The sequence below is a fragment of the Pseudomonas sp. PDM09 genome (assembly GCF_014852305.1).
Lineage (GTDB): Bacteria > Pseudomonadota > Gammaproteobacteria > Pseudomonadales > Pseudomonadaceae > Aquipseudomonas.
In genome coordinates this window covers 268,576-282,699 of sequence record NZ_JACVBI010000008.1, presented here as the reverse complement: position 1 = coordinate 282,699, position 14,124 = coordinate 268,576, and the positions used below count along the sequence as shown (strand labels likewise).

Annotated in this window: 11 protein-coding genes; 4 read left to right on the top strand and 7 right to left on the bottom strand. The window is 59.3% G+C overall.

Annotation, left to right across the window (positions count from 1 at the left end; all coding sequences use genetic code 11):
- Window positions 1-21: 21 nt before the first annotated feature.
- The 3 genes from clpB to rluD form a co-directional block, all read right to left on the bottom strand.
- Window positions 22-2,586 carry an ATP-dependent chaperone ClpB gene (clpB, locus tag IB250_RS20575; protein WP_192345402.1) on the bottom strand — a complete coding sequence of 855 codons (2,565 nt, stop codon included), beginning with the start codon at window positions 2,584-2,586 and terminating at the stop codon, window positions 22-24.
- 129 nt (window positions 2,587-2,715) lie between these two features.
- Window positions 2,716-3,441 (bottom strand): peptidoglycan editing factor PgeF, encoded by a 726-nt coding sequence (gene pgeF / locus IB250_RS20570; RefSeq protein ID WP_192345401.1) that lies wholly within the window; start codon window positions 3,439-3,441, stop codon window positions 2,716-2,718.
- Window positions 3,438-4,400, bottom strand: coding sequence for a 23S rRNA pseudouridine(1911/1915/1917) synthase RluD (gene rluD, locus IB250_RS20565; RefSeq protein ID WP_007901932.1), 963 nt, complete (start codon window positions 4,398-4,400; stop codon window positions 3,438-3,440). The genes pgeF and rluD overlap by 4 nt, the downstream gene beginning before the upstream one ends.
- A gap of 151 nt (window positions 4,401-4,551) precedes the next feature.
- Here rluD and IB250_RS20560 point away from each other — a divergent pair, with 151 nt between their 5' ends.
- The 4 genes from IB250_RS20560 (at window position 4,552) to IB250_RS20545 (ending at window position 8,866) form a co-directional block, all read left to right on the top strand.
- Entirely contained in the window at window positions 4,552-5,574 is a 1,023-nt protein-coding gene (locus IB250_RS20560; protein WP_123497129.1) for an outer membrane protein assembly factor BamD, read from the top strand.
- A 136-nt stretch (window positions 5,575-5,710) separates the two neighbouring features.
- The gene (locus tag IB250_RS20555) at window positions 5,711-5,944 is read left to right on the top strand and encodes a PP0621 family protein (RefSeq protein ID WP_192345400.1); all 234 of its coding nucleotides are present in this window, start codon (window positions 5,711-5,713) and stop codon (window positions 5,942-5,944) included.
- On the top strand, window positions 5,934-7,523 hold the full coding sequence (locus IB250_RS20550; protein ID WP_192345399.1) for a sensor histidine kinase: 1,590 nt from the start codon (window positions 5,934-5,936) through the stop codon (window positions 7,521-7,523). Before IB250_RS20555 ends, IB250_RS20550 begins: the two co-directional genes overlap by 11 nt.
- A gap of 2 nt (window positions 7,524-7,525) precedes the next feature.
- Entirely contained in the window at window positions 7,526-8,866 is a 1,341-nt protein-coding gene (locus IB250_RS20545; RefSeq protein WP_192345398.1) for a sigma-54-dependent transcriptional regulator, read from the top strand.
- Between the two features lie 127 nt (window positions 8,867-8,993).
- On the opposite strand, the gene thiO is transcribed toward IB250_RS20545, so the two are convergent.
- Genes thiO through IB250_RS20525 form a run of 4 tightly spaced genes read right to left on the bottom strand, consistent with a single transcriptional unit; the run spans window position 8,994 to window position 14,124 of the window.
- Entirely contained in the window at window positions 8,994-10,094 is a 1,101-nt protein-coding gene (gene thiO, locus IB250_RS20540) for a glycine oxidase ThiO (RefSeq protein WP_192345397.1), read from the bottom strand.
- Window positions 10,095-10,149: 55 nt separating this feature from the next.
- On the bottom strand, window positions 10,150-10,551 hold the full coding sequence (locus IB250_RS20535; protein WP_192345396.1) for a type IV pilin protein: 402 nt from the start codon (window positions 10,549-10,551) through the stop codon (window positions 10,150-10,152).
- Window positions 10,552-10,565: 14 nt separating this feature from the next.
- On the bottom strand, window positions 10,566-13,673 hold the full coding sequence (locus IB250_RS20530; protein ID WP_192345395.1) for a pilus assembly protein: 3,108 nt from the start codon (window positions 13,671-13,673) through the stop codon (window positions 10,566-10,568).
- Window positions 13,663-14,124, bottom strand: coding sequence for a PilX N-terminal domain-containing pilus assembly protein (locus IB250_RS20525; protein WP_192345394.1), 462 nt, complete (start codon window positions 14,122-14,124; stop codon window positions 13,663-13,665). The genes IB250_RS20530 and IB250_RS20525 overlap by 11 nt, the downstream gene beginning before the upstream one ends.

Sequence of the window (14,124 nt, the reverse complement as noted above, 5' to 3'; positions counted from 1 at the left end):
TCAATTTGCTGCCGACGGGAATCAGACGAAAACGATTTCGTCGTTTTCCACGGTGCCCTTGGCTGTCTCGCCAGGCATGTATCGACCGGACAGAATCAGCTGCGCCAGCGGGTTCTCGATCCAGCGCTGGATCGCCCGTTTCAGCGGCCGTGCGCCATACACAGGGTCGTAACCGACGGCGATCAGCTTGTCCATCGCTTCCGGGCTCAGCTCAAGTTTCAGCTCGCGCTCGGTCAGGCGGCTACGCAGACGACCCAACTGGATCTCGGTAATGCCGGCGATCTGATCCCGAGCCAGCGGCTCGAAAATCACCACTTCGTCGACCCGGTTGATGAACTCCGGCCGGAAGTGCGTGGAAATCGCATCCATCACCGCCGCGCGCTGCGCTTCGCGATCCCCTACCAGCTCCTGGATCTGCACCGATCCGAGGTTGGAGGTCATGACAATCACGGTATTCTTGAAATCCACCGTGCGGCCATGGCTGTCGGTCAAACGGCCATCTTCGAGCACTTGCAGCAAAATGTTGAACACGTCCGGGTGGGCCTTCTCGACCTCGTCCAGGAGGATCACCGAATAAGGCTTGCGACGCACTGCCTCGGTCAGGTAACCGCCCTCTTCATAGCCCACATAGCCCGGTGGCGCACCGATCAGTCGAGCCACGGAATGTTTCTCCATGAACTCGGACATGTCGATCCGCACCATCGCCTCTTCGGTATCGAACAGGAATTCGGCCAGTGCCTTGCACAGCTCGGTTTTACCCACACCGGTCGGGCCGAGGAACATGAACGAACCACTCGGGCGATTCGGGTCGGACAACCCGGCGCGGGAACGCCGCACCGCGTTGGAGACAGCGATCACTGCTTCGTCCTGACCGATCACACGCTGGTGCAACAGGCTTTCCATCTTCATCAGTTTTTCGCGCTCGCCCTCGAGCATTTTCGCCACGGGGATGCCGGTCCACTTCGACACGACTTCAGCGATCTCTTCTTCAGTCACCTTGCTGCGCAGCAACTGGTTTTCACTTTTGCCGTGCTGGTCGACCATTTGCAGGCTGCGCTCCAGGTCCGGGATCACCCCGTATTGCAGCTCGGCCATGCGGTTCAAGTCGCCCTTACGGCGCGCAGCCTCCAGTTCCTGACGAGACTGTTCGATTTTCTGCTGGATCTGCGCCGAACCTTGCACTTCGGCTTTTTCCGAGTTCCAGATTTCTTCGAGGTCCGAATACTCACGCTCGTGACGGGCGATTTCTTCCTGCAGTTTTTCCAGACGTTTCTTCGCCGCGTCGTCGCTTTCTTTCTTCAGCGCCTGGGATTCCACCTTCAACTGAATCAAACGACGCTCCAGGCGGTCCAGCACTTCCGGCTTGGAGTCGATCTCCATACGGATGCGGCTGGCGGCTTCGTCGATCAGGTCGATGGCTTTGTCCGGCAGCTGGCGGTCGGTGATGTAGCGATGACTGAGCTTGGCCGCGGCAATGATCGCACCATCGGTGATCGCCACCTTGTGGTGAACCTCGTAACGCTCTTTCAGGCCACGCAGGATGGCGATGGTGTCTTCTTCGCTCGGCTCATCCACCAGGACTTTCTGGAAGCGTCGCTCGAGAGCTGCGTCCTTTTCTATATATTGGCGGTATTCGTTGAGCGTGGTCGCACCGACGCAGTGCAGCTCACCACGAGCCAGTGCCGGCTTGAGCATGTTGCCGGCGTCCATCGAGCCTTCGCCCTTGCCGGCGCCGACCATGGTGTGCAGTTCGTCGATGAACAGAATGATCTGCCCTTCCTGCTTCGACAGTTCATTGAGCAGGGATTTGAGGCGTTCTTCGAACTCGCCGCGGTATTTGGCACCGGCAATCAGAGCCCCCATGTCCAGAGACAACAGACGCTTGCCTCTCAGGCCATCCGGCACTTCGCCATTGATGATGCGCTGGGCCAGGCCTTCGGCGATGGCGGTTTTACCCACGCCAGGCTCACCGATCAGCACCGGGTTGTTCTTGGTGCGGCGTTGCAGGACCTGAATGGTGCGGCGAATTTCGTCGTCACGGCCGATCACCGGATCGAGTTTGCCCTCTTCGGCGCGCTTGGTCAGGTCGATGGTGTATTTGTCGAGCGCCTGACGGGATTCTTCGTGGTTGGCATCATTGACTGCCTCACCGCCGCGCAGGTTGTTGATCGCATTTTCCAGGGCTTTTTTGCTCACGCCTTGGCCCAGCAACAATTTGCCGAGTTTGCTGTTCTCGTCCATGGCGGCGAGCAGCACCAGTTCACTGGAGATGAACTGATCACCCTTCTGCTGGGCCAGGCGGTCAGCCTGGTTGAGCAGGCGCGCCAGATCCTGCGACATGTTCACGTCGCCGGTCGGATTCTGGATTTTTGGCAGCTGATCGAGAGCTTTGGTCAGCTCCTTACGCAAGCTGTTGACGTCGAAACCCACTTGCATCAGCAGGGGTTTGATCGAACCACCTTGCTGCTCAAGCATGGCCTGCATCAAGTGCGCCGGCTCAATGGCGGGATGATCGAGGCCGACGGCCAGGGATTGGGCGTCGGACAAGGCCAACTGCAACTTGCTGGTTAAACGGTCTATACGCATGGGTCACCTTCCTTTTGAGCAGGCCGGACCTATAAACATCCTGAATGAAGAAACCTGCCAGATACCGCTATAGATGCGGTCGATTCTGGGAGATTCAAGCGTCGTGGTGTTGATGTAGATCAGAGAAGTCTAGCGTTCAAGCCAGACCAAGGAGGCAAACCGTCCGGTGCGTGGACTACGGCGGTAAGAAAAGAAACGAGGATCGGTCACGGTGCAAAAACCACCACCATAAACAGCGGTAACGCCGCGAGCGGCCAGGCGCAAACGCGCCAGCTCATAGATGTCGGCCATGAACTTGCCGGCGTTCTGGCTCGGCACAAAGGCTTTGGCGGTTTCGGGCAATTGCTCGACGAAGGTTTCGCGCACTTCCGGGCCGACTTCAAAGGCTTGTGGGCCAATGGCCGGGCCAAGCCAGACCAGCACGTCTTCAGGCGGCACGGCCAGACTGTCGAGGGTCGCCTCCAGCACACCCGCCGCCAACCCGCGCCAACCGGCATGGGCGGCAGCGACGCGGGTGCCGGCGCGGTCGCAGAACAGTGCTGGCAGGCAATCAGCGGTCATCGCCGCGCAGGCGATACCGGGTGTTGCCGTCCAGCTGGCGTCAGCTGTGGCTACCAGGCTTGGATCCGCTTGAGCCACGACAATGCCGTGAACCTGCTTTAACCAGGCCGGTTGAATAGAGAAATGATCGGTGAGGCGACGGCGATTCTCGGCAACAGCTTCGGGGCTGTCGTCGACGTGATCGCCGAGGTTGAGGCTGTCGAACGGCGCCAGACTGACGCCGCCCGCACGGGTGGTAACGCAGGCTTTCACCCCGGCAGGCGCAGGCCAGTCGGGAATCAGCCAGTCACTCATCCGATGAACGCCTCACGGTCTTGCTTGAGCAGCGACAGCAACCAGACGAAATCGTCCGGCAGCGGCGATTCCCAGCTCATGCGTTTACCGGTGGTCGGATGATCCAGCTCCAGGAATCGCGCATGCAGCGCCTGACGCGGGAAATTTTTCAGGGATTCGACCATGGTCACACTAGCGGCCGGCGGAATTCGGAAACGACCGCCATAGGCAGGATCTCCGACCAACGGGTAGTTGATGTGTGCCATGTGCACGCGAATCTGGTGCGTACGGCCGGTTTCCAGCTTCACCCGCACGTGCGTGTGGGAACGGAAACGCTCGAGCACGCGGTAATGGCTGACGGCTTGCTTGCCACCTTCCATCACGGCCATGCGCTGGCGTTGCTGGCCATGGCGACCGATCGGCGCGTTGATCTTGCCGCCGGCTGTCACCACACCAATCACGATGCACTCATAGATCCGGCTTACGCTGCGGCTCTGCAATTGCGTGACAAGCTGTGTCTGCGCCTGAATGGTCTTGGCCACCACCATCAGACCGGTGGTGTCCTTGTCCAGGCGATGCACGATACCGGCGCGGGGCACATTGATAATGTCCGGCACGTGGTGCAGCAAGGCGTTGAGCAAGGTGCCGTCGGCGTGGCCGGCAGCCGGATGCACCACCAGGCCCGCAGGCTTGTTGATCACCAGGATGTCGTCGTCTTCATAGACGATGTCCAGCTCGATGTCTTGAGCGATCCATTCGCCCTGAGCTTCCTGCTCGGCAGTCAGTTCAAGAATGGCGCCACCGTGAACGATATCTCGCGGGCGGATAACCGCCCCATCCACAGTCAGGCGGCCGTCTTTGATCCAGGCGGAAAGGCGCGAGCGCGAGTGCTCAGCGAATAATTGTGCGGCGACTTGATCGAGGCGTTGGCCGCCCAATTCGGACGGCACCTCTGCGCGAAGTTCAATTTTATCGGACATGCTCAGACTAGGCGTCGGCACAGCCTTTGGTTTCGGCTGCGCGCTTGTGGTTAAATACGGCGTCTTTTGCCCCGAGGCTTTTCAACGGGGCGCTCATCATAACAGGACGGCCCCGCCCAAGACAGCGGCCGTCATAGGGACGCAAGCCGCCATGCAAGTGAAACACCTGCTGCTGATCGCCATCCTCGCATTGACCGCTGCTTGCTCATCGAAGGAAGTCGTAGACGAAAACCTGAGCGAAGTCGAGCTGTACCAGCAGGCTCAGCACGATCTGGACAACAATAGCTACACCGCCGCCACAGCCAAGCTGAAGGCCCTGGAGTCGCGTTATCCGTTCGGTCGCTACGCCGATCAGGCTCAACTCGAGCTCATCTACGCCAACTACAAGAACACCGAGCCCGAGGCTGCGAAATCCGCCGCCGAGCGTTTCATTCGCCTGCACCCGCAGCACCCGAATGTCGATTACGCCTACTACCTCAAGGGTTTGACTTCTTTCGACCAGGACGTCGGCCTGCTGGCGCGCTTCCTGCCGCTGGACATGACCAAGCGTGACCCGGGCGCCGCTCGCGACTCCTACAACGAGTTCGCCCAGCTGACCAGCCGCTTCCCGAACAGCCGCTACTCGCCGGACGCCAAGCAGCGCATGATCTACCTGCGCAATCTGCTGGCTTCCTACGAGATTCACGTTGCCGACTATTACCTGACCCGTCAGGCCTATGTCGCCGCCGCGAACCGTGGTCGTTACGTGGTGGAAAACTTCCAGGAAACCCCTTCGGTCGGTGACGGCCTGGCAGTGATGACTGAAGCCTACCAGCGTCTGCACCTGGACGAACTGGCCGCGACCACCCTCGAAACCCTGAAGCTCAACTACCCGAACCACCCAAGCCTGGTGGACGGTCAGTTCGTACCCTCGAAGGACGAAGCCGACAACCGTTCATGGCTGAGCAAGGCCACCCTGGGCCTGATCGAATCCCGTCCGCCGCTGCCGCCAGGTGAAACCCGCGCCAACCAGGACGTGCAGAGACAGTTCCAGGACGCCAAGGACTCGATTCCGAACGAGCTCAAGCCTAAAGATGAGAACGGCGATGTGATCGAAGAAGAGCAGCACGAGTCTGAAGCCAACAACGCCGACCGCTCGTGGTTCAGCTACATGACCTTCGGCGTGTTCGACTGACGCTGAGTGTTGTGCCGAGAAGGCGCCTTTCGAGGCGCCTTTTTTATTACCGGATTTCAGGGGTGAGCGTATTGCGCTGTGCGACCGACCCGTCCTTGGCTAAACTGCCAATTCACTACTCAAAAAGCAGCTCACCATGCTTCGTTTATTATTCTGTATCGCACTGATTGCCGCTGCGGTATGGCTCTGGCGCAAGTTCAAGGCCCCGGTTTCGGGCGCCAACACGCCGCGAGAGCAAGATGCTCCACCCATGGTCCGTTGCGCTCATTGCGGCGTACATCTGCCCCGCGACCGCGCGCTGAGCCTTCAACAACAGTGGTATTGCAGCCAGGCTCACCTTGAGCAAGGCCCGGGTTCCAGTGATCGCTGAGACGTCCAGTCCCGGCAACAAACAGGCCCAGCGACTGCTGCGCCTCTATCACCTCTACCGTTTAAGCATCGGCATCACCTTGGTGCTGTTGATCTCCAGCAACATGGACAGCCAGTTGCTGACGTTTGCCAATGACGACTTGCTGCGCAACGGCAGCTGGTTGTACCTGGTGCTGAATATCCTGCTGGTGGTCTTTCTGGAGAACACCCGTCGCCCGGCGCAGTTGTTCGGCCTGGCGCTGGTTGATGTCCTGCTGCTATGCGGCCTGTTCTATGCCGCTGGCGGCATGCCCAGCGCCATCGGCAACCTGTTGATCGTGTCGGTGGTCATCAGCAATACCCTGCTGCGCGGGCGCATCGGTCTGCTGATTGCGGCTGTTGGCGCCCTCGGCATCGTGGGTTTGAGCTTTCTTCTGAGCTTCAGCCACCCCACCAGTCCCAATGATTACCTGCAAATCGGCACGCTTGGTGCTCTATGTTTTGTCGCGGCATTGCTGGTGCAAGGCTTGATCCGAAGAGTTGAAGTCAGCGAAACCCTGGCCGAGCAGCGGGCCAGTGAAGTGCTCGGTCTCGAAGCCCTCAACGCACTGATCCTGCAACGTATGCGCACGGGCATTCTGGTGCTCGACGACCAACGGCGTGTGCAACTGGCCAATCACAGCGCCTTGACCTTGCTGGGGCAGGAAAAACTCGATGGCCAACTGATCGACGACCATTCGATGCCGTTGGTCGAGCGACTCCAACTGTGGTTCAACAATCCGACTTTGCGCCCGCAAAGCCTGAAAATCGCCAGCAATGGCCTGGAGCTGCAACCGAGCTTCATTGCCCTGGACCAAAGCCCGCACCACCAGACGCTGGTTTTTCTCGAAGACCTCGCCCAAATCGCCCAGCAGGCCCAGCAACTTAAACTCGCCGCCCTCGGCCGCCTGACTGCCGGTATTGCCCATGAAATCCGCAATCCACTAGGCGCCATTAGTCATGCCGCGCAGTTACTGCAGGAATCCGAGGAACTGAACGGCGCGGATCGGCGTCTGACACAGATTATTCAAGACCACTCTCAGCGAATGAATCGGGTAATCGAAAACGTCCTGCAACTGTCCCGTCGCCAGCAAACCGTGCCGCAACGGCTGGATTTGCGGCTATGGCTGGAGCACTTCGTGGCCGAAACCCGCGAGGGTGCGACCGAGCGTCAGCTAGTTCACCTGCGAATCGGTTCGGGGGACTTCACAACCCTGATGGATCCGAATCAGCTGACCCAGATTCTCGACAATCTGTTGCGCAACGCTTGGCGCCATAGTGCCCTGAACCATGATCAGGCGCAGGTCTGGCTCGAGTTGTTTATTGACCCGGACAGCCAGTTGCCGATCCTTGAAGTCCTGGACAATGGCCCCGGCGTGGCGCCGGACCAGCGCTCGCATTTGTTCGAACCATTCTTCACCACCAGCAGCCAGGGCACTGGCCTGGGGCTTTATCTGTCCCGTGAGCTGTGCGAAAGCAATCAGGCCCGCCTAGACTTCAAACCACGCCAAGGCGGCGGCTGCTTTCGCATCACCTTTGCTCACGGACGGAAACAAAGTTGAACATGAGCCCACGGCAAAAAATCCTGATCGTCGACGATGAGCCGGATATCCGCGAACTCCTGGAAATAACCCTGGGACGGATGAAACTCGACACCTTTAGTGCCCGCAACCTCGCAGAAGCGCAAGCGCTGCTGGCACGGGAGACATTCGACCTGTGCCTGACCGACATGCGCCTGCCCGACGGCACCGGTCTGGCACTGGTGCAGCACATCCAGCAGCGCTATGCGCAAGTGCCAGTGGCGATGATTACCGCCTACGGCAGCCTGGAAACGGCAATCAACGCCCTCAAGGCTGGCGCGTTCGACTTTCTGACCAAACCGGTCGACCTCACCCGCCTGCGCGAACTGGTCACCAGCGCCTTGAGTCTGCCGGCACCAGGCGGTGCCAGCAGCGTCATCGACCGTCGCCTACTGGGCGACTCCCTGCCAATGCGCAGTCTGCGCAAACAAATCGACAAACTGGCCCGCAGCCAGGCCCCGGTGTACATCAGCGGCGAGTCCGGCAGCGGCAAGGAGCTGGTCGCCCGACTGATCCACGACCAAGGCCCGCGCGCCACACGACCATTCGTGCCGGTGAACTGCGGGGCGATCCCGTCGGAATTGATGGAAAGCGAATTTTTCGGCCATCGCAAAGGCAGTTTCAGTGGTGCCATTGAAGACAAACCCGGGCTATTCCAGGCCGCCCATGGCGGCACTTTGTTCCTCGATGAAGTGGCAGACCTGCCGCTGGCGATGCAGGTCAAACTGTTGCGGGCCATTCAAGAGAAAGCCGTGCGCAGCATCGGTGGACAGCAGGAAACCGTGGTGGATGTACGCATTCTCTGCGCCACCCACAAAGACCTCGATACCGAAGTCGCCGCCGAACGCTTTCGCCAGGACTTGTACTACCGCCTTAACGTGATCGAATTGCGGGTGCCGCCCTTGCGCGAACGCCGCGACGACATTGAGCTTCTGGCCAACAATATGCTCAAGCGACTGGCCACTGGCACTGGCCAACCCGCGGCAAAACTCCACCCGCAAGCCCTCGACGCACTGAAAAGCTATCGTTTTCCAGGAAACGTGCGGGAATTGGAGAACATGCTTGAGCGGGCGCACACCTTGTGCGAGAACAAACAGATCGAAGCCAGCGACCTGCGGCTGGCCGAAGGCAACTGCAACCCGGACGGCGACGTACCGGACCTGACGCAGATCGACAATCTGGAAGCCTATCTGGAAAACGTCGAACGCAAACTCATCCTCCAGGCCCTGGAAGAAACCCGCTGGAACCGCACGGCGGCGGCTCAGCGGTTGAATCTGTCGTTTCGGTCGATGCGTTACAGGCTCAAGAAATTGGGGCTGGATTGAGGACCTCTTCGCGGGCAAGCCTCGCTCCTACAGATTGATGTCGTTCACAAACTTATTGATCGACTCAAACCTGTAGGAGCGAGGCTTGCCCGCGAAGGCGATCTGACCGACAACAAAAATCATGCGGTCAAATACGCCCGGCCGGTGCATACGGCGCAGGATCGATAATCGGTGCCCGACCCAGCATCACATCCGCAAACAACTGACACGACGCCGGCGCCAGCACCAACCCATTGCGGTAGTGCCCGCAGTTAAGCCAGAGCCCGTCAAACCCCGGCACCCGACCGATATAGGGAATCCCTTCCGGCGACCCCGGCCGCAACCCGGCCCAATGCCCCACCACCTCGGCATCCGCCAGCGCCGGAATCAACTCCACCGCCGAAGCCTTCAGGCTTTCCAGCGCGGTATCGGTCGGCGTTTTATCGAAGCCTTCATGCTCCAGCGTACTGCCGATCAGAATGTGCCCGTCGCGCCGAGGAATGGCATAACGCCCCTTTGCCAGGACCATGCTTGGAAGGAAGTCCGCCGCGCACTTGTAGAGAATCATCTGGCCTTTGACCGGCTCGACCGGCAGCTCCAGGCCCAGGCTTTTCAGCAAGTCACCGCTCCAGGCTCCCGCCGTCAAAACCACCTGATCCCCCGCAATGGCCCCCATCGAGGTCTGTACCCCGACCACCGCAGCACCTTCACGGATAAACCCGCTGACCTCGCACTGCTCATGAATCGTCACGTTCGGCAGCGCCAGCAAGGCGGCCTTGAGGGATTTCACCAGCCGTGGATTACGCACATTGGCCACATCGGCCATGTAGATCGCCCGCGAGAAACCGGCGCCCAATACCGGCACCGCATCGTGTGCCGCAGAGATATCCACAGCCCGCAGCGGACGGTTTTCCCGTTTGGCCCAGGCGAGCGCTTCGGCTTCGTCATCCAGGTCCAGCCAGTACAACCCGGTGGTGTGCACTTCAGGATCGACGCCGGTGGCAGCAAACAAATGTTCCGCCAGCTGTGGATAAAAATCCTGGGACCAGTGAGCCAACGCAGTGACCGCCGGGCTGTAGCGCCACGGGTAGAGGGGGGAGACGATCCCGCCACCGGCCCAGGACGACTCCTGACCGACATTCGAGCGGTCCAGCAGCACGACGCTCTGTACTTCGGACGCGAGATTGAACGCCGTCAGCAGGCCAATCACGCCGCCGCCGACAATCACCACTTGCTGTTGCCTGCTCATGTTCTGATCCAACCGTTAGATAGACAGAGGCGCAAAGGGCGCCCGAAAGAGAAACTCAGCGCCCCCAGCAATCCCTGGTGGTCAGGCCGGATGTTGCATTGACCATGCTTCTGACGCCGGTATTGGTGAGGGTGAAATCACCGCACTTGTCGTTCGCCATGGTCGAACCGGCCTTGCGTGTGGCCGTCAGCAAGAAAGTCTGATCGGTCAGGGTCGGGGTGATGGTATAGAAATCATTGCCGGCGCTCAGACCGCTGGCATTGGTATAGACATTATTCTTCGAATAAAAGCGCTCCAGGATCTGTGCCTGCTCGGAAAGCAGACCGGCCACCTCAGTACGGCGGCCCTTTTTTACATATTCGGTGAGGCTCGGATAGCCAATGGTGATGACGATCCCGATGATCGCAATCACGATCATGATTTCGATCAGGGTAAAACCTCGGTTGGATCTGCGCATGCCTCAACTCTCACTCACTGTATTTGTCGCCACATGATGCGACGGCCGCTGCCGCCACCGGATTTTTCCACCAGAGTGGTCACGCCACCGCCGGAGTCGTTTACAACCTTGCGGGTTGCGTCATTGACGACCGCGTTCAGGGTCGGGATACCACCGGTGAAGATCACCCCGCTGGAAATCGTGTCAGCACTATCGACCACCCCGTCGGCATTGGTATCGAGCACCGCGTAATTGAGCATCTTACCGCTGAACGCATCGAGTTCGACCAGTTTGCCGGAGCCGAAGCCGGCACAGGGGTCAACGGTATCCATACTGGCCGTGGTAAAAACGATTCGCCCTGCCACGAGACTGGCCTGATTGATCACCCGCTCCCCGGTCAGTACGTTGTTGTAGACCAGCGGCAAGTACCAGCCTTTCTTTGCCGGGTAGCTCACCTCATTCTGGCTGGTGGTGATGAATTGCCCGCTGCTGCCAGAGAACACGCCGGTCACCGCCTGCGCCTGCAAGCTGGAAGCGGTGATTTGCCCCGCGCCACCCTCCGCATCCCATACCGCGTAGAACGCCTGCAGATCCTTATTGGTCTTGTCGGCGCTCTCATTGAGTTTGCCGGTGCCGAAAAACACTTGCTTGCCGCCCGATGCATGATCGGCGAGCAGCGGTTGTACCGTGATCGGCTGAGTCGCGCCGCCCGCCGTGGTGAACAACGGCTTGCCGGAAAACGCCACACCCCAGGTGTCGGTGGTGGCGCCACTCAAATCGAACTTCCACAACCGCCCTTTCAGGTCGCCACCATAGGCAGCCTGCACCACATTCTGCGAGTTGACCCTGAGCTTCACCGACGACAGGCCGTTAGTGGCTTCTTGGCTGTCGACCACAATTTTCTTGATCAGCGAGCCGTCGCGGATATCCACCACATACAGCGCAGCCACCCCAGAGTTGCTGCCATAGCCATTGGAGATAAACGCGGCCCAGCGACCATCGGCCAAGCGTGCCACTTCAGGACGCGCATAGGCATAACCCAGATCATTGAAAACATTCGTCGTACTGGCCGTGGTCGGCGCACTGATTTCCCACAACGCGTTAATCACGTTACCGGCCGAGGCGTCGAACAGTTGCAGCGCATAGAAGGTTTTGCCGCCCGCCCCTGTCCCACCAATCGCCAGGGTTTTCCAGGCGCTGTTGAGTTGGGCATCAAACACGCCGACCTGACCGTCGACCAGATATTTGTGGCTCACGCCATTGATATAAGTGGGATCGGCGATGTAACGCAATGACGGCAGCACACTGGAGGGCATATAGCCGTAGCGTCTGACACCATTGGTCGAGTTGATGACGTTTACAAAACCGTCGTTGGCGTTCACCACCAGGCTGGCATTCATGTTGGCGGCTTTGGTAGCCAGATAGGTGCTGTAGGTAGTATCCCCTACCAGATCGGACGCGGTTTGGTCCGTGGGCGCGGCCAGTACGAGAGGCGAATTGATGATATCGCCGAGCAATACACTGCGCGCTCTCAACCCGGTTTTGTTGGTGCCCTTGCTCCACTCCACCAAATCGCTGCCTGTAATACCGACGGGCAGGCTCTGGTTGAGGGAAGTCTGTTGGACCGTAGAGAAATTGCTGTAGGCCAGGGTAACGACGGCGTTGGTCAGGGTATTCCAGGACTGGTAGGTCGGGGCGGTAGCACCGGGCACGATGGTGGTATCGGTCGTCCACAGCGCCGCGGCCGTGTTCACCGAACCCGCCGAGGTGAAGCCAAAAGACTTGATGGTGCCGCGCCAGTCCTTGGGGTCGTAGCTGGTCTGGAAGTAGCTCGAATTGCTGGTCAGGGTCGTGCCGCTGGTCACGCCGCTACCACCCGAGCCGGCCTTGGCGGTGATGTCGCTCAAGGCTGAAGACAATGCGCTGTTGAGCCCCGCACCGTCGGTCGCCTGGTAGTACTTACCCTGTCCATAGCTGGCGGCATCCGACAACATCTGGTTTGCCGTGGTGAAACCCACGGTATAGGTGTTGAGGTTCTGCTTGGGAAAATCCAGGGCGTTCCAGCCTTTTCCTGTGATGTCGGTACCCGTGGACCGCATGTCAATATCGAAGGCGAACTTGGCGATGTCATCCAGATAAAAGGTGTCACCCTCTTTGTCGCCGACGGGGTTGGCGCCATCGTTACTGCTGATACCGTCCCAGTTCGGTAACTTGCTGGTACCCAGCGGATCGTCAGTCGGAAAGGTATGGTCGAAGGTCGGCAAACCACTAGTGATTACCACGCCGTAATTTCTCTGGCAGCGATACTGAATCGGGCTGGTGTAGGTGGTAGGCGTCGAGTTGTTGTATGGCGCCATGCCACGGAAATAGCGGGTGATCTCGTAATAGGCTTCAGCCAGCGGCGTATCCGCCTGCGCGCTCAGTTCGTCGATTCCGGCGATCAGGTCGTTGTAGTTGGCATCGGCCTGAGCCTGTGTCACGGTGCCGCTGACAGCCGACAAATCACTGACCGAACGAACGATATAACCGCCGTCATTCTTATGGTTGCCGACCGCCAGGTTGAACGTCGACAGACCGATGCGCAGCGAGCGGTTGCTGGTCACTAACGTCTTGGAGACGTTGCGCGCCACATTCATCCGGTAATCATTGGGGATCGAACCATCAGTGAAATCCCGGTCAGCATTGTTCGCCAGGCTTATCAGATAGGACAGGTAATTCGCCGTATATAGGGTGTCCTCGTTCCCCACCGGATCAGGAAGCTTCAGACAAAGCGAATCCAGACCGGAAACGCTGTTCTTATAGAAACCGTACCATCCGTCCTTGTCGCATGTTCCGTGATTCAAACTCGACAAAGCAATATTGGTATCAGTCATGTCAAGGTCGCGGCCTTTCAGGCACGAACCATTCGAGAGACAAATAGCCACCGGGGTACGTGCGACCGTCGGGTCAAAACCTGCTGCCCAGATAATGCTGTTCATACCCTTCGAGTCATCGAGTAACAGCATCACATTGGGTGCCACGGCGGCGGCGTTCAACAGCGGCGAATCCGAGGGCGTGAACGCATAGGCCGGTGCCGACAGGTAAAGCCCCAACACCGTGCCGCAAAACAACCGACACAACCCGCCACGCCGCTCACTTCGCATAAATACTCTCCACCACACTGCGCGAGTTACCCGCGATGCCCACGGCGGTCACCCGGTACAACGTTGCCGAAACGTCGATCGAGACGTCGCTCGACACGTTCACGGCGCTGATGTTCTGCACCCCGTAAAAGCCGTTGCCGAAAGCGAACCAGGTCACCCCCGAGGTGGAATTGAAACCCGCGGCGGTGATGACCAACGCCTCGGCCGGCGGCGCGCACTGGCCGCTGCAAACCGGCAATGATGAATAGGTGCCCCGTTTCACCGCGCTTTCGCCGACGCGCAACGCCGCTTCCGCGCCCTGGAACGACTGGTTGCGCAGGGTCACGCTACCGGCCATTTTTTCCTGCAACGTAGCGCTCTGCATCGACGAAAGGCCGATCAACGTCAGCACCAGGAGAAATACCAGGCTGACCAACAGCGCCATTCCACGCTGAGCATGAGAAATCTTCAT